The sequence below is a fragment of the Paenibacillus sp. FSL A5-0031 genome (assembly GCF_001956295.1).
Taxonomy (GTDB): Bacteria; Bacillota; Bacilli; order Paenibacillales; family Paenibacillaceae; genus Pristimantibacillus.
The window spans coordinates 148,185-168,422 of the sequence record NZ_MRTD01000011.1 but is presented as its reverse complement, the minus strand read 5'-3'; the positions used below and the strand labels follow the sequence as shown (position 1 = coordinate 168,422).

The window sequence follows — 20,238 nt, the reverse complement described above, 5'->3', positions numbered from 1 at the left end:
ATTAGCAATTTACCAAAGCCATGGATTAATCGACGGTATGACACCATTCACCGCAAGACCGCGCAAAATCGAGATGACACCCACAGCAATCGCAGTGACTACACTTGCTTTACGCATAAATCGCCGCCATTTCTTATTGGCAAAAGCAGCGATAGAAGCAGCCGCAGCTAAAGCAGGGAAAGTCGATAGCCCAAACAAGGCCATGACAGCCGCGCCTTCAAGTCCTGAGCCAGTGGAGGCTGCCGTCATCTGCATCGCATAAGTTAAGCCGCACGGCAAAAATCCGAAGGCTATTCCAGTTGCGAGCAAATGGAACGTTTCCTGCTTAGTTGAGCGAGAAGCACCGCCTACTAACCTTTTGTGCAGGAAGCTAGACAATCGGTTCATGAGCGGCAGCTGAAATCTCCGCCAAAGCCAGAGCAGCAAGAAACAGCCGCCAATAATGGATGCCAATCCTTGAACCCCTGCAAATTTACCTGCGACATCCACAAAAGAACCTACTGTTCCCATTACAGCCCCTAATAAGGAATAAGAGATAATGCGGCCTGTATTATATAGAAGCATTGATTTTTTGACTGGCGCTGAGGAGTTTAATGAGACGGTTGATACAATCCCCCCGCACATACCAATGCAATGAGGTGCGCTGAATAAGCCTGTTAAAATAATGAATCCAATCAGCTGCCAAGTCAGCGTCATCTTATTGCACCAACCCGGCTCTTGCTTTGCAACTGACCAGAAAGCCGAAGCGCATTGCTTACAACTGATACAGAGCTTAGCGCCATCGCCGTTCCAGCCATCCAAGGCTCAAGCAAACCAAAAGCAGCAAAAGGGATGACGATAACATTGTATAGGAAAGCAAAGGTTAGATTTTGACGCACATTTCGAATCGTTAATCGGCTAATTCGAATCGCTTCTGGAATGGCGTGCAGACGAGAGAAAAGCAGCGTCATATGGCCAGCGCTAAGCGCTGCATCTGTTCCTTCACCCATTGCTAAGCCAACATCGGCTGCGGCTAATGCCGGTGCGTCATTCCATCCATCCCCTGCCATTGCGACTCGTTTGCCGCGACGCTTTAACTGCTCCACCAGTGCCAGCTTGCCCTCGGGAAGCATGGAAGCATGGATGCTTGTAATGCCAACCGCTTTTGCAGCAGCAAATGCCGGCGCCTTGTGATCACCTGTCGCTAGAACAGCGGAAACTCCTAAATTTTTAAGCTCTTTCACTGTCTCTCTCGCGTTTTCCTTTATCTTATCGCTAAATGCGATTGCACCAGCAATCTGATCGTCTATTGCTGCATATAGTACGGTTTCTCCAAAATCCTCACGCTGCCTTGCGAAAGCAATGATATCGACGCTCATAGTCCATTGGCGTTCTGCTGCAAAACGAGCGTTCCCGATAGCGAAGCGCTGCTCCTCAATTATCGCTTTAACGCCTCCGCCTGGCGTGAAGACATGATGACTAGAAGCTGGAATAATAAGCCCTAGTCTGACCGCCTCCTTCTCAATTGCTCTTGAAAGCGGATGTGTGGAGTCCGCTTCAGCAGCTGCCGCCAATCTCAACAAAGCATTTCGGCTTCCTTTAATAGCTAGTGAAGCACTTATATGAGGCTTGCCTTCCGTTAATGTTCCTGTTTTATCAAAAATGATCGTTTGTATACTTGCCAAACGTTCTAGCGCACCTGCTTCCTTCGTAATAATGCCTTGTTTCGCAAGTCTGCTGGCTGCAATGACAAGTGAGATCGGTGCGGCTAGACCAAGCGCGCATGGACAAGCTGCTAATAAAACAGCAATGCCGCATATGAATGCTCGGCTCCAATTCCCCGGCTCAAGATATAATCCCCACATAAAAACCGTTGCTACGGCGAAGAAAAGCATAACAGGAACAAACCAGCTTGCAGCCGCATCTACATTTCGCTGAATGGCTGATTTCGACCGTTGTGCTTGACGAACAAGCTCCTGTATGCGGTTAAGCATTGTATCATGGCCTGCCGCCTTCGTACGAATGCGAAGCTGTGAGCTTTCATTCCAAGTTCCCGCCCACACTTGATCTCCTTCCCGCTTTGCAATCGGCAGACTCTCGCCTGTTAGCAATGATTCGTTGGTTGCGGAGTGACCGCCGCATACAATGCCATCGACCGGAATCGTTTCACCAGCCTGTACGATAACAATATCGCCCGCTCTAACAAATTCGGTCTGAATATGTAACACTTCACCTGCCCGTTCAACAGCCGCCGTCTGACTTTGCAGCTTGCCGAAGCCGTCCGATCCGCGCTGCGCACGCAGCGAGGCGGAAACTTCAATGTATTTACCCAGCAGGACAGCTGTGATTACGACAGCAGAAGTTTCAAAATACAATGGCGGTGCATGAGCAGCCACCTCTGAGAGCGGCCGAAACAAGCCGTTCTGAAATACCACATAATGGCTGTACAAATAAGCGGCTGTCGTTCCAATGACAACAAGCACGTCCATATTGGCGCTTCGCTCGCGTACCGCATGATATGCACCGAAATAAAAAGGCAAGCCTATAGCGAATTGAATAATCGTGGCTAGTATGAGCTGCAGCCATGGGATAGTGAGCCAAGCAGGCAAATAATCAAGCATCGGCCTTAAAAACGGCAAATGCTGCATCATCCCGGTTAATAGCGGCAACGTTAGCACTGCTGAAGCAATGAGTCGCAGCTTCAAAATACGATGTTCCTTGTGCAAGCCTTCTTTAGCTGTCTCATTAAGCATCGCTTCAAAACCTAATTGCTTGACACGCTCTGCAATTTGTTTCGCTCCGAGCCGCTCAGGCTTAAACTGCACCCAAGCGGTGCGAAGCGGAAAGCTGACGGCAGCCAATTGAACACCATCCATTTTGCTGACTGCTTTCTCTATTCTTGCCGCACAAGCTGAACAGCTCATGCCCTGAACCGCAAAATCTATCGTAAGGTCGCTATCCTCTACACGATTATCATGTACCTGCTCCATTTGCAGCACCCGCCCTTCGTTCATCGCTGTTAATGCCTGTACCTCTGCGTTAAACTATATGACGGGCAAGCCAATTGCATGATTGGAACATCTGTTTACATTCTATTTGGCGCTGGAAGCCCCAGTATGTGAAGTGCATCCTGCATCGTTTGCTTATAACGCTCGGTAAGCCAAATACGCAAGCTTTTCGCTGAGCCTTCAGCCTTCAAAATAGGACATGTAGCGTAGAAATGGTTAAACAATGCGGAAAGCTCATATACATACGTACAAAGCTGATTAGGTGACAGCTCCAAAGCGGCAGTTTCCAGCGTTTCTGGCCAATAAGCTAATTGTCTCAGCAATGAATGCTCTTGCATCTCAAGATCGCTAATTTCAGCTAGAGCTTGTGGGTTAAACTCAGTGTCGCCTGCTCTCTTCAAAATACTGCTGGAGCGAGCATACGTATACATCAGATAAACACCTGTATTACCGGATATTTCGGTTGCTTGATCAAGATCAAACACAACCTCTGTTTGCAAATGAAAACGAAGCAAGTAATAACGAATCGATGCTGCTGCTATCGTACGGCTTGCCAAGCCGCCTTTACGGGATCTTTTTGCGTCTATGATTTGTTCCATTCTTACTAAGAAATCCGCTATTTTTATGCCGATTCCTTGCCTGCCTGACATCGCATACGCAAGCTTGCCATCTGACGTATCGATACCTAAACCATTTGCCGTATTAGGGCTTAATGCGACAACACCATAACTGACATGCTTTAACTGCTCTGCTTGCTCCTGAAAACCTAAAGCGAGCAATGCTTGTTTAACCATAGCCTGCGGATACTCTTGGCGCTGATCAATTACATTTATGACCATATCCGCATGACCGATTTTTTTCCTTACACCGCTCGTATGCGTTGACCACAGGCCATCAGAAAACTTCTGGTAACGGAAATCGTTATCTAGCAATCCAAACTTCCACAGATGGTAAGCAATATCTTTAGCCGTATAAGTCAAAATTCCGTTTGAGCGAACGAGCACTTTATCTGCGTGGAAATCCGATTGTTCCTCTTGTTCTCCGTTTTCATCAGAATGCTTCAGCACATAACAGCCCTTCAGCTTCCCTTCTGTTTCCTTGCGGAATATTCCCGTTGACTGCAGCAGTTCAAACGCGCGAGCCCAGAAGCCTTCACGCACAATATTGCTTTCCCACACCAGAACATCATACGTGATGCCAAACTGCTTCATTTCCTCGACATGCTCGCGTACAATTCTTTCTGCGACCAACAAGCCCATCCATGCTACATTCGAATGCCCTTCTTCCAGCTCTGCAAGAACCTTGGTACGTTGTTCAAGCAATTCTGGCTGCTCTTTATAAGCTCGATTAATGCTTGAATACGTATCCCAGCAAAAATCCCCAAAACGCTCATAAGGCAGCACCGACTTTGTCTGAAGAATGCCTACCACCGTATCCGCCAATTGGTTGCCTAGATCATCAATATAGTTGTGCACCTCAACCTGATGACCCGTCCTTCTCAGCATTCGCGCAATCGTATCGCCTACGCAGGAATTACGTAAATGACCAATATGCGCTGATTTATTTGGATTGATAGATGTATGCTCAACAAGCACTTTTTTGTTAACTGTCGTTTTCTGCGAAGATAGCTGATCTGCATTGACTGCCCACCAAGTCCAATTCACATAAAAGTTAAGAAACCCAGGTGAAGCAATTTCAATCTTTTTTATGGATGAGGAAAGACTTGGATGCTTGATTAATTTTTGTTTGAAGTCGTCTGCAATCAATGAAGGCGCACGTTTTAAAAGCCTAGCAAGCTGCATCGCAATATTGCTGCTATAATCGCCATGCGCTAAGTTAACGGGATGCTCGACCGCAATTTTGAGATTTTCAGGTCGCTCTGTACGTCCCTCTTCCAGCATGCCTTGCGTTATTTCTTCAATTGCTCCAATAATCAGCTTATGAATCATTGTAATTCCTCCTATTATCAAAATAAAAAAGGCCCCCGTCTCTAAAATAAGAGACGAGAGCCATAAAGATCCCGTGGTACCACTCTAAGTGCCAAGCCTGATAAGCAGCTTGACCCCTCATTTTCGTAACGGTCATTGACCGGATTTGCCTACTAAGTAACTTCGTTCGTTTCGGCAAACCATTTCATGGGCCCGCTTCATCTAAGACATCCGTACCGGCTTCCACTAACCCGGCTCGCTGCAACTATCGGTCCTAGACTACTGTCCCAATCGCTAATGTTGTTATTTCTAACTCATATGCTTAGAAGTATTTATACAGGAAGTGTATGGCGGTGTCAAGTCTCGCTGCATTTTTCGAACTATAACTTCCATTTGTTCAACGGTTCATCATCCCACACTTGCACTTCGATGTATCTTTCTGGTCCTCTTTCTCCCTTGGCATTCCATTCTTGTGGCAATCCAAATTCTCTTACTACTTCAATAATCTCGTTCATAGTATAGAGCTGACCTCGATAAGGCTTTCCGTCTTGGAACCTCATCGTTGGAAACAAATCTCCATAGGTAAAACTAATCGTATTTGACTCGAAATTCGAAATTGGAACTTGCAGTACTTTACCTGCTGGATACCATTCTAAGAGCCATGGACATTCCCCGAGAGTCATATAATGGGGAAACTTCCGAATGGGCATACCGCCTTTATTTATAAATAAATCTCTTGCTTTTAATTCGAGACTCCGTCGAATTTTCAGATAATCCGCGGACCGTTTGCTGGCGAAGCCTTTTTTTTGAACAATGATTTCGTTTAAAACACGATCTGCTTCCTCTGGATTTAAGTCTGATAAATTGCGGAATGGACCCGTCGATTCATCATAGTAGTGATACAAGAATTCAAGCATGCCTACATTCCCCCCAATCCATAAAAAGTATAATACTGCTAATGCTTGCTTTTCAATATGGAAAATAGTAGAATCTTTTATAGAACATATGTTCCTGTTAATAACAAAGGAGTTGGACCTGATGTTTAAGAAACTAGAGTGCGTTTGCATTCACACGATCGAAATTGAGAAATCTCTTACCTTTTACAATGCGATGGGTCTAACAGAAAGCTGGAAAATAGAACGAGCATTAGAAGATGGGTTTGTTTGGAAAATCATCGGTCTAAAATTTCCAATGAAGGACAGCTCTGAACTTGTTCTTAGCAATCATCCTGACAATAAATTTACTGAAGTTGAAATTCTGGTTGAAGATGTCATTGAAGCACACAACGAGTTAAGCAAAAATGAAGAAATTCAATGGATTAGAACACCCTTTGCTACGGAGTCTGGACATGTCGCTGTATTCGAAGCCCCTGATGGCAATGTATTTGTACTAGTTGGAAAATAAACCAAGAGCCGTTAAGAATAGTTGTATACGAGCCAGCCCCAGAACGGGTCCAGCACTCATATCCCAACAAACATCTTATCGGCTCTTTTTTAACAATTTGTATTTGAAATACATAGAAGTTATTTCGTAGATTTTTGCAGCAACTGATAAAAAATGACAGCTGCTTGTGCACGGCTTGCCGTTTGACTTGGTGCAAAGCTGCCGTTGCCCATGCCATTAATTGTACTTATATTCTTAAGTACTTCAAGCTTCCTATCCTCAGAAATACCTGCCGTTTTCGCAGCTTGTACTTGCTCAACAGAAATTTTGAAAGTGACCTGCTTCGCCTTATCCACGGCTTTAGCCTGGAATTTCAACAAACCAGCTTTAGCATCAGCAATAGCAGCTTTCACATCGGCTGCACTGATTGATGCCTTGGCATTGCCGTTCGCATCTATAGTAGCATTAATTTCCCCTGGCTTATTACCGGGAATGCTGCCTGTATTGCTGTTGCTTCCAGGATTAGGGTCTCCTGCATATTACGGAACCTGCACATTTGAGAGTTCAACAAGTTTTACATGCACTTTTGTTCATTTTCTGCAACTCCATTATTATCAATGGTTAACTTCGTGCTCCCAGAAAGGGATTCAGTATAACCGCAAGCAACAGTCTCCTTCGTCATTCCCCTGTCATCGGTATATTTCAAGTATACGGCACCTTCACCTGTTAATTTCAATTGCGGTTTTATTCGAACCGTGTCGCCAGCTTTAATTATTTTTGCATAGCTATGCTTTTCAAGGCTTGAAATAATTCCAGTTTCAACCGAAACGATATCATAATCTGATTGATTATTAATCGTCACAGAGAAGCTCTGCAGCATTCCGAAATTGTCAGTATTTGTTCTAAGCCAGTTGAATAAAAAAATGACAAGCAGCAAAGAGAAAACACCCAATAACATATATCCCATTTTTTTGCTCAATATGGCTCCTCCCTCTCTTCAAGGTGTTCATCTGAATATCGATGCGTTTATCCGAAATATGCATGAAGCCTCACTTCTGCCTGATATGTAATAAGACACTCTTTCTATTAAAAAAGTAACCTGTCATTAAAAAATGTTTCAAAAGAAGGGTGTTCCAAAAAGTTAACTTCGGAATCCATAACCAAGTTTTACATATATTAATGATCGAAAAAAGAACCTTTATTTCCACTTTCACAGTGATTTGGAAGGGTCTTTCTGCATCGATAAAAGTCCGCTTACTCACGACCTTTTAGGGACAGTTTCTAAACTTAGAATTTTGTTCTACAAAATAAAAAAGCCTGTGACCCGTTGTTCCACTAGAAACAAACAGGCACGCAGGCCAAGTACAATGAAATTTATAGTAGTGGCCATTAGGCCATATTAATTGGCTAAAGTCTGTTCATTTATTACATCTATTGCTCGGTTAAAATAATCGGACCATTTTCTGTAATAGCAAGCGTGTGCTCGTATTGCGCAGATAAACCGCCATCGATCGTTCTAGCCGTCCATCCGTCTTCATCGATTTTGCTGTGGTACTTCCCAGTATTAAGCATAGGCTCAATTGTCAAAACCATCCCGGCTTTTAGACGTGTACCACGATTCGGCGGGCCATAATGAGGCACTTGAGGCTCCTCATGCATTTTCTGACCAATTCCGTGACCTATAAAATCTCTTACAACCGAGAAGCCTTGTGCTTCAGCAAAAACTTGAATCGCGTGAGATATGTCGCCGATTCTGTTTCCCACTACAGCCTGCTCTATCCCTTTATACATGGATTCCTTTGTCACATCAAGCAGCTTTTGCGATGTTTCCGATATATTGCCGACTGCATAAGACCAAGCGGAATCTGCTAACCAACCGTCTAGGTTGACTACCATATCAATGGTTACGATATCACCATCGACTAATGCCCGCTCACTTGGAAAACCGTGGCATATTACATCATTAACTGAGGCGCATGTTGCAAAAGGGTAGCCGTGATATCCTTTTTGTTCAGGAGTTGCTCCATTCTTTTGCAAAAAAGCTTCGACAAATTTATCAATCTCTAATGTCGTTTTGCCTGCTTGAATAAATGTACGCAGCTCCCTATGGCAAGCAGCTAAAATTTCACCAGCTTTTTTCATCTTTGCTATTTCTTCACTCGTCTTGATAACAATCATTTCAATCACCCAATCCTTTACTTCATGGACAATGATGCCTGAAGTATTTTTCTAAAAAACAGTGTGATTCTAAGGATACCTCAAATGGTGATAAAAATATATCCAAACTGCACAAAAACCGTCAGCATGTTGTCAGTTGCGTGTTCTCATTATATGTGCAAATGTCTCTGCGTGTGTAGAGAGGCATTCTAATGATTTACCCTTTAGGGAGAGATAGCAGCTTATCGCGAAGCTCGATATATGCATGATCCCAGCCCATTTTCGCAAAAAAACGAAGACCGTCCAGACCTTTAAAGTATCGTGCTCCAATAAGCCGTTCTTTAAAGTTATCAATTGGTTTGCCTAAATGCTCATAATGAACACGGAATGCTTCGCCCAAATCTATACCAGGTACTGCTTCTTCTATCGTCGCTATATCGATCATAAAGTCCCCGTAGATGAACCCTGCATCTATAATTCCGGTAATGCTGCTGCCATCAGAAATAATATTCCACTCATGACAATCATTATGAACAAAATGTCTATGTGCTGCGTTATAGCTGCAAAATGCCATCAGCCTCGAAATATGTCTTCAAAAACATCACGCTCTAAACAGGTCTTCTGATACAGCTCATGCCAGTTTTCCCAAAAGGTTCCCTCCTGATTCTCTGCAAAAAACGCTGCTACAAATGACTCCCAATCCGCATATTGACCATTTTTTCCGTCGACGACCGGGCCATATCCTATTGTTTGTCCTAATTGAACCTGATTCATCTTGGAAATGACATGAACCAAATCGGGGACAACGGCCATTTTTTGCTCAGTCTGCAAATCCGCCAGTACGATTCCAAGCTTTCGCTCTGAAATACAATAGGAGAAATGCCGCTCTTCACCGATACCGCAAACTTTCGGATAAGGCAGCTCTTGTGAAGAAAGCAGATTTGAAATCGTCTCTTCCTGCAGAAATGATTCCTTGGATGAATTGAAGCGTATCACATATGGTTCATTTGCCCATTCGAAGAAAAAAACGCTGCTGAAATTACCGCCCTCATTAGCCATAATATGGCTTGCTTCGCTTCCAAAGTGACGCTGCAGCACCGTATTCACTTCTTGAATCGATAAGCTCGGTTTCGTGTGCGACATAATCAAGCCCCCCTATAATTTGGACTAAATATAGCTTGATTTCGTTGATCACAGCAAGAGAAACAATAGATATATTCATTTGATACTTTTACCTCAGGTGATTTATTTCTGCATTCGAATATGCAAATAAAAAAAGCCCGCAATGGGCTTTTTTAGAAACCTATTATTCTATTATTCTCCAGTAGCTACTTCGCCTTGCCATTGAAGCATGCCGCCAGCTACGTTTACAACTTTATAACCTTGAGATTCGAGGTAATCACAAGCTTTCCCGCTGCGGCCGCCGCTGCGACAAATAATAATGATATCTTCTTCCCCTTGCTGAAACTCATCAATCCGCTCTTGGAGCACCGAAAGCGGGATGCTGCGTGCTTCTTTAATATGGCCTTCTTGCCACTCCTCTGTTTCACGAACATCAACTAGATTTAAGGTTTTACCTTCCTTCAACTGGCTCTCTAACTCGGCTGTCGTAATCTCTGAGTACATGTTACCCATCCCTTCAAGCGCTGCATTTAAATTTTCATTTACAAGCATTGTAACGCTATGGCCAGCTCATGTCTATCTTGATTAACCCACTTAATCATTAATAGCATTAAGTATTTGGAATGTACTCGCCGCACCATTCATACTGGTAGTCATTGCTTATCCGTATGTATCCCAGTATAAAGCGTTGTCTCTCCCTGTAAAAAACATCTGAGTAGTTCTGATTGTCTCGATTACCCTCGGCTACGAGTATCTGAGTATCCTCGCAACTCAAAATAATGCCAATATGATCATGAGGCTCATCAGATAACAGCTTATCGTAAATGACAATATCGCCTCGCTGAGGTGTAAATCCATTCTGCCCATCCTTATAAAAAAAACCGGTTTCAGGCAGTTGTGCCCATTCCAGCCAAGCAGCTACACCCGCGAAACGACAAACACCATTCGGGTAACGAATGGGGAGACGAAAGCCGGCTAATTTGCAGCAATAATAAACAAATGCAGCGCACCAGCTATTTTTCAACACTTTATGGATATCAGAGTCCGGCCAATATCGGCATATTTCTCTATACCTTTCATCGCCAGGCACGCCAATAATATCTTCACCCGCAAGCGACTCCGCGATGTCAGCAAGCAGCTCGCGCGTAGTTGAACGCTCATCTATCCCAACAGTATCACTGTCTATTGACGCTCCTACAAACTTGGCGGGAATCATAAGTTCACTAAATACCTTTTCAAGTCTACTTTTCCCGACCTGATCAAAACAATGATTTGGTTGGTGAAGATACAATTGCAATAAATAGGCGTCCTTTAAAATTTCTTCATAAGGCCCTTGGCTTCTGCTTCTGTCTTCATAATAAAAGATCGCTCTAAGAATTGTATTTTGCTCCTCCTTCATAAACAGATCCAAATCCCGAATAAAAGGTCGTACGGACTCCGCACTGTTAAGACCAGAAAACTCACTAATACCGGTTTTGTAATCATAATATCGATGAAGCAATGCTGCGATTGAAGCGAGCTCGGCATCCTGTCCTCTTTTCATTGCCAACATGGAGGCCAAGCTAGCAACGCCGAATAGATGAATAGAAGCTTCTTGTTTTTTCGCCTCATTATTGATTGATGAAATCAATTCTTGGACAAAAAAACGAATACTTTCCATTCGGTGCTCTTTTTTTATTGTGTTCAATTGGGCACCTCCTCCGCATTAATAGTAGTATACTAACGCTTCTTTCTGTTTTTCGCTGCAAGCAGACGATTGATCGTGGCTCCGTTATCTGCTTTGCCTTGCATATTAGCTCGACTCGAATCTAGTTCTCTTGCAACACGGGGATCATTTTCTTGCGCGCGCTCCACCTCTTTGGTTGGCACTTGTAAGCTCGTGTTCCTTGCAATAGAAACGTTCACTTTTTTCTCATCGTCTCGTTTGCCCGAAGCCTCTCCCGATTGACCTTTTTCTTCACGATTTCGTGGAGGGTTATCTCCGCTATAAAAACGGACTGCTTCTGACTTTCTTTCTTTTAAGCGACTCACAGAGCTTGACGAATGGTCACTTAAAGCTCTTTCGTTATCTCGCTCGATTGATAACTTCGTTTTTCTAGTTTGATTAAGCAGCTGAAACCTACGTTTCCATGAAATAGACAATCTGCGAATGGCGATATCAAGCAGCCATAGCAGCAGTGCTGCCAAGAGAAGGCCATGTGTCCAGTTATAAACTTGCCGTGTAAGAACAGGTTCAAATTGGAAGGCTTGCTTTGGGTCTGTTGGATCTAAAATTCTTCCAGTAGTTGTGGCGGCCACCTGTTCAAGCAGCTTTAAACCATCCTGATTTGCGATTCGATATTCTGGCGAATAAGGGATCACAAATCCTGCCGTATTCCCATTTTGAATAGACGATTGACTATCCCCTTGACCAATCTGCGCCAAATAAACACCGGGTTCAGTAACTGTTAGCTTCGTTTCAAATTCACCAGGTGCCACTGGCATTAACCGCTTCCGTTCGCTTTCTCCCTCTTGATTCAGGATGCCTGCGGAAAGCTTGCTGTCAGCCCCTGCTCCCTCCGCCTGTGAATGAACGGTTAACTTTGCTTCATTACCATTCACTTGTGCAGTAATGGAATAGGGTGCACGCTCAAACTGGGGAAACGTCCATTTTACCCAATCAACGAAAACTTTAGGAAGCTCCGCCCATTGCACCCATTGGCTTGACCATTTTCCGCTTAAATCGCTTGTCCATGCAACTGCCCTTCCAGAACCATAAGACCAGCGTGCGAGAAGTGGATCGCCTTCGGGTGTCCATAATGCAATCTCAGCTGTTTCTTTCGGCGTAGTTGCAATATAGGCATGGATTGCAGGCAATCCATTGCGCCAAAGGGAAGACCACTCTCCTGCTTGACCGATACTTGGGGTGAAGGTTTGCTCCACGACGTACGTTCTAGACATCATCACGGTCTCTCGGCTAAAAATAGCGGGAAGCGTGCTTTCGTCTTTCGTAAAGTAATACCGACCTTTGGCATTTTTCGCCAGCTGCTCTAGCAGTTTTTGATCGGCGCCTTCTCCTACAGCAATTGTCGATAGCGTCATATTTTTCTCATTCATTGCATCTGTAATCGTATTGTAGTTGGCATTCGTTGAAGATTGACCATCCGTCAGCAAAATCATGTGCTTGCGCTGTGCGTCAAGCTTATTTAAACCTTCATAACCTTCATTCAGCGCTGAAAATATTTCGGTGCCTCCTTCAGGCTGAATGCTTTGGATTTGATCAAGGACAGCTTGGCGATCAGTAAGCTTCGTCGGCTTTACAACCCACCAAGGTGAAGAATCAAACGCAACTACTCCTACTGTATCTGTATCTCGCAGCAGCTCAATCGTTCGCATGGCAGCTTCTTTCGCAAGGTCAAGCTTGCCATCCGACATGCTTCCAGATCGATCAATGACGAGTACAAGTCCTAGCGATGGAATTTGTTTTCTTCCTTGCAAGTCCATATATACGGGCAACGCACGCTCAACTGGCGTTTTGAAATAACCGCCAAGCCCAAAGCTTTCGTCACCTCCGACCATCATCAAGCCTACCCCATAATCGCTAACGGCTTTTGCAATCCATTCCATCGGCTTCTCCGCTATTCGCGCAGCGGATACATTATTCAAAATAATGCTGTCATATGCTGCATATTGTGCTAGCTCGACCGACAATTGCTCTGGCATGATCGTCTCGTAACGGATGACGGAAGCTTGCAGCGCAGCTTCTATGTTAGCTGAGGAGTCCTGGACGCCTTCCACAATTAATACATTTGGTGGACCACTTACCCGGCTAAAGGCATGTGCTGTATTATTTGCCGGCTGTTCATCGCCTGCCGTAAATATTTCAGCTCTAAAACGGTGAAAGCCCGGGTCCAGTGCAACACTTTGCAGCGAATAACGATTTTCGCCTCTTTCAAGCTGAATATCCGATACAGAAAGCTCAGTATCATCTGCAAAAAGTCGCAGCTGCGCCTGACCCGCAAATGTACTGTTAATGGCAATCTCAAAGGTAAAGGTCTCCCCTTGCTTAAGAGCTGCCGGTACATTCAATTCTTCAATCGAGGTATCCGTTACAACCGAAGTGTTAATATGGACAACATCGACTGAAATACCTGCATTTTTGAGCATACGTGCTTGTCGAAGCACATCACCAGTATTTTCTGCACCATCAGAGAGCAGAACAATACGTCCTCCGCCTTCTTTTTGCAGCATAGCTCCTGCTAACTGAAGCCCCTGTGACAGATCGGTATAGTTCCGATTGACATTCGCTTGGAAATTAAACTCGGTATCCCCTGTTAAGTTCTTATTCGTAACCGTCCGTTCAACTGCCGCATTCAACCCAGAAGAAATGATTCCCCCCCGATCAGCTTCTTCTTTAGCAGTCCACGCCTCATTTATCCACTTGCCTATACGCTTATCGGCTCGCATGCTCTCTGACCTGTCAGCGACAAACACGAGGCTGCGCTGCTCTCGCTCAATATACGGCTGGACTTGAGCCGCAATTGCAATCAGGAGTAGCAGTATAATCGATCGTGTGACAATAGACATTATTTTTCTGCGGCCGCGAAGTCGAAGCGTCATTTTGAACATCCAAACGATATATAAGAGCCAAGGAAGCAGCAATAGAAACGCGAGCGGGAACTCAGCCTGAAAGCCCACGGCGATACACCTCCCATTCAGCTGCCATTATGAAGAGCAATAAAATCGCAATATACAATTGCAATGATATCTGCTGTTCTTCTGTTGAACGATCTATGCCGTGAGCTGGAGCGAGCTCAGAGGCTGCGTTCGGCAAAAACACCCCTGCATCGGCTCCATTATTCTGAAGCTCCTCATGATCAACCGTGACAGCGAGCAACCGACTGCTTACAGCCATTTGTTCTTTGTCGCTTTCCACGAGGCGGTATAACCCTGGAATGGAGGGTGCGATATATAATCCAGCTGAATCCAAATCAAGCTCTGCTGACTGACGAAGCAGCGCACGCTCAGCTCGGGAGTCTCCTCCTGTAAGCTCAACCGCCTCCCAAACCGCTTTGACCGTATTCGTATGTAGAGAAATTTCCATTAACTGATCTGCAATGACAGAACCAAGCTCAAGGTGAGAACCGCCGCTCATCCACTGTGCAGCTTGAAGGATAAGAATCGGAAACTCTGGCCGAAGCGGCAAATCTGTATCTTGAAAATTAAAAGTAAAGCGCAGCTTCGCCTTGCCATTCTCCTTGCCTGCATAAATTGCCGGAATTCCGCCATAGCTAAGTACCGGCTCTCCCCATAAGAGCTCTGAAGCATCAGGCTTCTCCAGTCGACCAATATGAGTATCAGCAAATGTGATATAAGTCGTAAGGGGATGATCCTTCTTCTCTACTCTCGTGTTCGATGGAATGCTTGCTGTTTCATCCGATTGATCGGGATGATCGATCATCCATAGCGGCTTTGATTTAAGCAGCAGAGACCACTCAGCGTCGGCCATCAGCCGTTCATTCATCCCATCCAAAATAATCCAATCCAGCTTATTAACCTGCTCACCTGTTGGAACGGCGCTGTCTGGACTTATTTTTACCGTTTGTACGCCTGCCAGCTGAAGTGCTTTCTCCAGAAACAAATTTCCTTCCGAAATGAGAAGTGCTTGCCTAGCACTTGGAATTGTCGGGAATTGAAATGCCGTGTTATCAATGACAACAGCATCCATGCGTTGTTCAATTCTGGCCTTGTAATAAAGGGCTGGAGGAAGATCGACGATCTCCACGCTTTCCCACTCGCCTGCTGGAACAATAACGGTTCGATTTGCAGCTAAATTCTGCTTTTTTACGTCACTCTCATCATTTGCAGCGAATACATCAAGCGTTACTGTCTGCTCCCGCTTGCTGTCATTTTGAATCGTAATCATACCCACACTTTTACCGTTATCGTTCGAATCTGCTTTGATGCCAAAATATAAAAGCGATACATTGCTGTCAGAGCTCGCTTGTCCTATGATTACACGCTCAACTTTTGCATGCAGGTTGAGCTTGTTGGCTTCTGCAGCATCTGACCACTGGCCATCTGTAAAAATTACGACCTCTCCATTTGAATCCTCTTGCAACAAAGAATCTGCTAACGAAAGGGCTGCGGTATGATCTGTTTTTCCATAAAAAGGAGTTATCGCTTGCAGTTGTCGTTTCATCTGCTCTTTGTTTCTTTGGCGATTCGTCAACACTTCAGGCTGCGCGCCTGTGGCAACAATCGTAATCAACCGAGCACTTGATTGTTTGTCAAGCCAGATCTCTGCTGCTTCTATTGCTGATTCAAGGCTTGTATTTGCAGTAAGATTGATGTCTCCTGTTTTTGCCGACATGCTTGCAGAACGATCAATAAGGAGGACAGCATGACCAGCTGGTGCTGCCTGCCTCAAGACTATTGGCTCCATTAAAGCGAAAACGAGTATTAGCGCAACGAGCAGCTGCAAAATGAGAAGCCAGCGGCTGCGGAGCTTTTGCCATGGCCGATTCGCTTCCTGCTCCTGCAATACCCGTCTCCATAAAAGGTGACTAGCGATATGCTGGTTCTTATAGGTTCTCTTTAGGATATACATGGCAGCGATAGCTGGCAACGCAAATGCAAACCAAGCCGATGCCACGGACAAAAACTGCATCCAATACCCTCCAATCCATTCTAATCATGCTTTAAAGAGAGCTAGGAAAGTACATATGCAAAAACCTTATAAAGCAGTAAATTTAGAACTAGCTGTTAAGTACATGCGAGGATAAAAAAGCGTGTCTAACCGTTTCCTCTAATGGAACGCCAGTATTCACGAAAATATAAGAGGCGCCGCGTGCTGCGCATATGCTCTTCAGTTCATCTTGATAGCCTGCAACCGCACTGCGGTATTCCTGAAGCAGCTTTTGACCTATCGCTACTTCCTTTCCCGTCCCCAGCTCGCTGTCAATTAGGTTGAGTTCTCCGCTCAAATCGGGGCTCAACTCATCAGGCGACAATAGATGTACCAGCACAACCTGTTGACCTGCTGCTGTTAACGAAATGAGAGTCTCTTCGATTCCCTGTTCAAACATAGCATCTGTAAGTACCCACGCTGAACCAGAACGCCTCGGCAATGCAGCTGCCGTCTGGAATGGTGCTGCCATGTTAACGAATTTTGTTTCGGCAGGGGAAGAAGAATCGCTATCCCTCTCCAGCTGCTGCATGGCATCTGCTAAAAAATGAAAAAGCTTTGATGAAGAAACACACCCATGCAGCGGCTGCAGCTCTCTAATGATCGTATCACGAAACAAACGCACAGATATTCGATCATCACCGCAAAGCGTGATATGCCCTATACATGCAGCTAGTCTTAACGCATATTGAAGCTTGTTTGTATCTGAATGTCCAAAAGCCATGGATTGAGATACATCAATGTAGAGGCTAACCTGCAGCTCTTGTTCATCCCAATATTGCCGAATAAACGCTTTGCCTGTTCGGCCGTAAACATTCCAATCTATTCGGCGGATATCATCACCGGATGAATAAGGCCGATAATCAGCAAATTCTTGCGATCCGCCAAGCGAGCTGGAACGCCTTTTGCCTGCCAGCATGCCTTTGATGCGGTTGCCTGCACGAATACGCATTCGTTCAAGCTCCGTTAGAAAAGATAGATTAGGAAATAATAGCTTTAAAGCTTCCTGATTCGAAAGTCCGGCAGATGGAGAACAGCCATTCTGTGATGAGTTTGCTGATTCGTTGCTCACGCTCATCGCGCGGCCTCCACAGCTGTTAAAATCGCTTCGGACATCTGGTCGCTCGACATGCCCATCGCTTGTGCTTCATAGCTAAGCACGAGTCGATGCCGAAGCACCGGCAAAGCCGTTTGCCGAATGTCATTCCAAGAAATATGCAGCCTTCCAGCTGACAATGCTCTAACTTTACTTACAGCGATAATGGCTTGAACAGCACGCGGTCCCGCTCCGAATCGAACGTATCGTTTCACCTCTTCAGGTGCGTCAGGCTCGCCAGCATGCGACATCATAACAACCTTAACCGCTAAATCAAGCACCTCATCGGCGACTAAAATCTGTTTAGCGGACATCTGCAGATCCAATAATTCAGCCGCGGAAAGGACAACCGATACTTTGGGCTGAGTAATTGAAGTTGTGCGAAGCACGATTTGTTTAAGCTCCTCGCGGCTTGGATAATCCACTCCAATTTTAAGCAAAAAACGATCAAGCTGCGCTTCAGGCAGCGGATAAGTTCCCTCTTGTTCTATCGGATTTTGGGTAGCCAGCACAAAAAAAGGTTTTGGCAGCTGATGCGTCTCCCCGCCTGCTGTTACCGTACCCTCTTGCATAGCTTCCAGCAATGCGCTTTGTGTTTTGGGCGTCGCCCGATTGATTTCATCAGCGAGCACTAAATTTCCGAAAATCGGCCCTGCTTGAAACCGATGTGCGGCTGCGCCTTGGGTACCAAAATCTATCAATGTTGTACCCGTAATATCCGAAGGCATTAAATCAGGCGTAAATTGGATACGAGAAAACTGCAAAGAGATACAATCCGCAACAGTGCGGATCAGCATCGTTTTGCCAAGGCCTGGTATTCCTTCGAGAAGGGCATGACCCCCGGCAAACAAACACCAGAGCAGCTGCTCCACAACGGCTTGCTGACCGACGATGACACGGCCAATCTCTTCTTTCAATGCAGCAATCCGCGCGGCTGCCTCATCTAACTGTGCTTTGGATTCAATCATATCGGATCATCTCCATTATCGGTTCGGTTGAATTTGATCAAAATATTGCTTAACCTTCTCCTGCATACTATCAGGCAGCTGAGAGCGTCCTAGCGATTGCTTCGCTTCTGCTGCATATTCGTTATAGACATCCTCATAAGGACGTGTCGTTCCATCGATCATCGGGGATTGACCGCCATTAACGGTCTGCCCCCCTGATGAAGGACCACCATCCTGTTGCACATTACCGGAGCCTTGCATCGTACGAGGCGTTGTGATCAAATTTCTGCCGCCGGCTCCTGTGCCAGCTCCTGGTCCAGAGCCGGAGCCAGTGCCAGATCCAGATCCAGATCCAGAGCCAGAACCAGAACCAGAACCAGAACCAGAACCAGAGCCAGTGCCAGATCCAGATCCAGATCCAGATCCAGAACCAGAGCCAGAGCCAGAGCCAGAGCCAGAGCCAGAGCCAGAGCCAGAGCCAGAGCCAGTGCCAGATCCAGATCCAGATCCGGAGCCAGATCCGGAACCAGAGCCAGAGCCGGAGCCAGAGCCAGTGCCAGTGCCAGTGCCAGTGCCAGTGCCAGTGCCAGTGCTAGTGCTAGAGCTAGAGCCAGAGCTAGGTCCAGTGCCAGAGCCAGAACCTGAGCCAGTTCCAGTTCCAGAGCTAGATCCAGTGCCATTGCCAGTGCCGGATGCAGCATTAGAGCCAGAGCCAGTGCCGGGCGTTACGCCCGCGGCGCCTTCCGCAGCAAGCTGCTGTGCCAGCTGCTGCCCGCTTTGCCCGAGCTGGCCCGCCATACCTCGGGCCAACTGCTCCAGCTCGCCCTGCGACAATTCGCGGGCGAGCGCTTTCTCAAGCGCCGCGAGTGCATCGCCGGCGCTCTCGCCATCCGAGGCGGCTCCGCCGTCCGCCCCGGCATCACCTGCGGCGCGCGCCTGCTGCGCCGCCTGTTCAAGCGCCGCAGCAAGCTGTGCGGCGCTCTGCTCTTGCGGCTGCTCTGCCGCCAGCCGCTCAAGTGCACTCGCCAGCGCTTCACGCTGCGCTGGCGACAGTTGGTGCAGCTGCGATCGCATCGCGTCGATCGCTTGCTGCATGCCTGCGGCGTCTCGGTCCTGTAAAGCTTGGCCGAGCTGCCGCAGGCTTGGCTCATTGCTCATCGCATTCGCCGCAGCTTCCAACCGCTTCGCCGTTTTTTGCGCCGCTTCAGCTGCTAATTCCAGCTTGTTAATCGCAGCCTCCAGCTGCTCTAGCGCCTCAATTCCATCGCTGCCCAGCGAATCGAGCTTGCTGCGAAGCTCCTTCAGTGGTTTAAGCAGCTCCTGCTTCTGATCCTCTGGCAGCTCTGCTGCCTCCGCGAGATCAGTAAGCTTCTCCGTTTCTTGCTCCAGCGCCACAAGCCTTTCCTTAGCCACTGCGAGCGCTTCCGCTCGTTCGTCAAGAGAATTAGGCAGGAATAGCAGTATCGCCAAAACGATCCATACAGCAGCTGCGCTATAGATGAGTAAACGCCAGCTTCGCCAGTCTGGCCACGGCAGCGAAGAATGTAATCCGCTCACATATTTATCAGCAGCCTCTGTTGCCACTTCTCGCTGCATCATAACGATCGGATGAGCCTGATTTTCTTCACGCATTAACCCATCAAGAGCTGTCGATATCGCATCCTCAGTTACTTGTTTATCCATCATTCTAGCTGCTTCCCTTAAGGAAGAACGCTTCCATAATCCAATGCCCGCACCAGCAACGAAACCTAAACTAGCAATGATGAACACAAGCAGTCGAACATGCAGAATAGGCCACAGCCTGCTTGCACCAAGCAGCAAAAGGCCAGCAGCACTGCTTCCAAGTAAACCTATCAGCGCATAACGGCTCACTGTAAACATTGTCAACCTGCGTCTAACAGGCTGGAGCAGTTCAACCAACGACTTCTTTTGCATAACTGGCCCTCCTATA

General features: G+C 46.2%; 17 protein-coding genes and 1 other annotated feature. Of the genes, 1 reads left to right on the top strand and 16 read right to left on the bottom strand.

Annotation, left to right across the window (positions count from 1 at the left end; all coding sequences use genetic code 11):
• Positions 1 to 9: 9 nt before the first annotated feature.
• The 4 genes from BK120_RS20030 to BK120_RS20015 form a co-directional block, all read right to left on the bottom strand.
• On the bottom strand, positions 10 to 696 hold the full coding sequence (locus tag BK120_RS20030; protein WP_076269269.1) for a sulfite exporter TauE/SafE family protein: 687 nt from the start codon (positions 694 to 696) through the stop codon (positions 10 to 12).
• Positions 693 to 2,969 (bottom strand): heavy metal translocating P-type ATPase, encoded by a 2,277-nt coding sequence (locus BK120_RS20025; RefSeq protein WP_076269268.1) that lies wholly within the window; start codon positions 2,967 to 2,969, stop codon positions 693 to 695. The genes BK120_RS20030 and BK120_RS20025 overlap by 4 nt, the downstream gene beginning before the upstream one ends.
• 95 nt (positions 2,970 to 3,064) lie before the next feature.
• Positions 3,065 to 4,936, bottom strand: a complete 1,872-nt coding sequence (locus tag BK120_RS20020; protein WP_076269267.1) for an arginine--tRNA ligase — start codon at positions 4,934 to 4,936, stop codon at positions 3,065 to 3,067.
• A gap of 46 nt (positions 4,937 to 4,982) precedes the next feature.
• Positions 4,983 to 5,219 (bottom strand) — a binding site (T-box leader).
• A gap of 76 nt (positions 5,220 to 5,295) precedes the next feature.
• Positions 5,296 to 5,832 carry a hypothetical protein gene (locus BK120_RS20015; RefSeq protein ID WP_076269266.1) on the bottom strand — a complete coding sequence of 179 codons (537 nt, stop codon included), beginning with the start codon at positions 5,830 to 5,832 and terminating at the stop codon, positions 5,296 to 5,298.
• Between the two features lie 121 nt (positions 5,833 to 5,953).
• On the opposite strand from BK120_RS20015, the gene BK120_RS20010 reads away from it, so the two are divergent.
• Positions 5,954 to 6,319 carry a VOC family protein gene (locus BK120_RS20010; RefSeq protein WP_076269265.1) on the top strand — a complete coding sequence of 122 codons (366 nt, stop codon included), beginning with the start codon at positions 5,954 to 5,956 and terminating at the stop codon, positions 6,317 to 6,319.
• Between the two features lie 119 nt (positions 6,320 to 6,438).
• Here the strand turns inward: BK120_RS20010 and BK120_RS20005 are convergent, their stop codons facing one another.
• The 12 genes from BK120_RS20005 to BK120_RS35355 form a co-directional block, all read right to left on the bottom strand.
• Positions 6,439 to 6,711: an S-layer homology domain-containing protein gene (locus BK120_RS20005; protein WP_076269264.1), complete on the bottom strand. Its 273-nt coding sequence runs from the start codon at positions 6,709 to 6,711 to the stop codon at positions 6,439 to 6,441.
• Between the two features lie 161 nt (positions 6,712 to 6,872).
• Positions 6,873 to 7,277, bottom strand: a complete 405-nt coding sequence (locus tag BK120_RS20000) for a hypothetical protein (RefSeq protein ID WP_076269263.1) — start codon at positions 7,275 to 7,277, stop codon at positions 6,873 to 6,875.
• Between the two features lie 452 nt (positions 7,278 to 7,729).
• Positions 7,730 to 8,476 (bottom strand): type I methionyl aminopeptidase, encoded by a 747-nt coding sequence (gene map / locus BK120_RS19995; protein ID WP_076269262.1) that lies wholly within the window; start codon positions 8,474 to 8,476, stop codon positions 7,730 to 7,732.
• A 196-nt stretch (positions 8,477 to 8,672) separates the two neighbouring features.
• A complete protein-coding gene (locus tag BK120_RS19990) occupies positions 8,673 to 9,029 on the bottom strand; it encodes a phosphotransferase (RefSeq protein WP_076269261.1) in 357 nt (118 codons plus the stop codon).
• Positions 9,029 to 9,598, bottom strand: coding sequence for a hypothetical protein (locus tag BK120_RS19985; RefSeq protein WP_076269260.1), 570 nt, complete (start codon positions 9,596 to 9,598; stop codon positions 9,029 to 9,031). The genes BK120_RS19990 and BK120_RS19985 overlap by 1 nt, the downstream gene beginning before the upstream one ends.
• Before the next feature lie 171 nt (positions 9,599 to 9,769).
• A complete protein-coding gene (locus tag BK120_RS19980; protein ID WP_076269386.1) occupies positions 9,770 to 10,081 on the bottom strand; it encodes a rhodanese-like domain-containing protein in 312 nt (103 codons plus the stop codon).
• Positions 10,082 to 10,187: 106 nt separating this feature from the next.
• Entirely contained in the window at positions 10,188 to 11,264 is a 1,077-nt protein-coding gene (locus BK120_RS19975) for a CHAP domain-containing protein (RefSeq protein WP_076269259.1), read from the bottom strand.
• A gap of 32 nt (positions 11,265 to 11,296) precedes the next feature.
• A complete protein-coding gene (locus BK120_RS19970; protein ID WP_076269258.1) occupies positions 11,297 to 14,254 on the bottom strand; it encodes a VWA domain-containing protein in 2,958 nt (985 codons plus the stop codon).
• Complete coding sequence (locus BK120_RS19965) at positions 14,238 to 16,226, bottom strand: vWA domain-containing protein (RefSeq protein WP_076269257.1); 1,989 nt, start codon at positions 16,224 to 16,226, stop codon at positions 14,238 to 14,240. The genes BK120_RS19970 and BK120_RS19965 overlap by 17 nt, the downstream gene beginning before the upstream one ends.
• An 88-nt stretch (positions 16,227 to 16,314) precedes the next feature.
• Positions 16,315 to 17,322: a DUF58 domain-containing protein gene (locus tag BK120_RS19960; RefSeq protein WP_083682207.1), complete on the bottom strand. Its 1,008-nt coding sequence runs from the start codon at positions 17,320 to 17,322 to the stop codon at positions 16,315 to 16,317.
• Positions 17,319 to 18,308 carry an AAA family ATPase gene (locus tag BK120_RS19955; protein ID WP_076269256.1) on the bottom strand — a complete coding sequence of 330 codons (990 nt, stop codon included), beginning with the start codon at positions 18,306 to 18,308 and terminating at the stop codon, positions 17,319 to 17,321. The genes BK120_RS19960 and BK120_RS19955 overlap by 4 nt, the downstream gene beginning before the upstream one ends.
• Before the next feature lie 15 nt (positions 18,309 to 18,323).
• A complete protein-coding gene (locus BK120_RS35355) occupies positions 18,324 to 20,222 on the bottom strand; it encodes a coiled-coil domain-containing protein (protein ID WP_179089835.1) in 1,899 nt (632 codons plus the stop codon).
• Between the last annotated feature and the right edge of the window lie 16 nt (positions 20,223 to 20,238).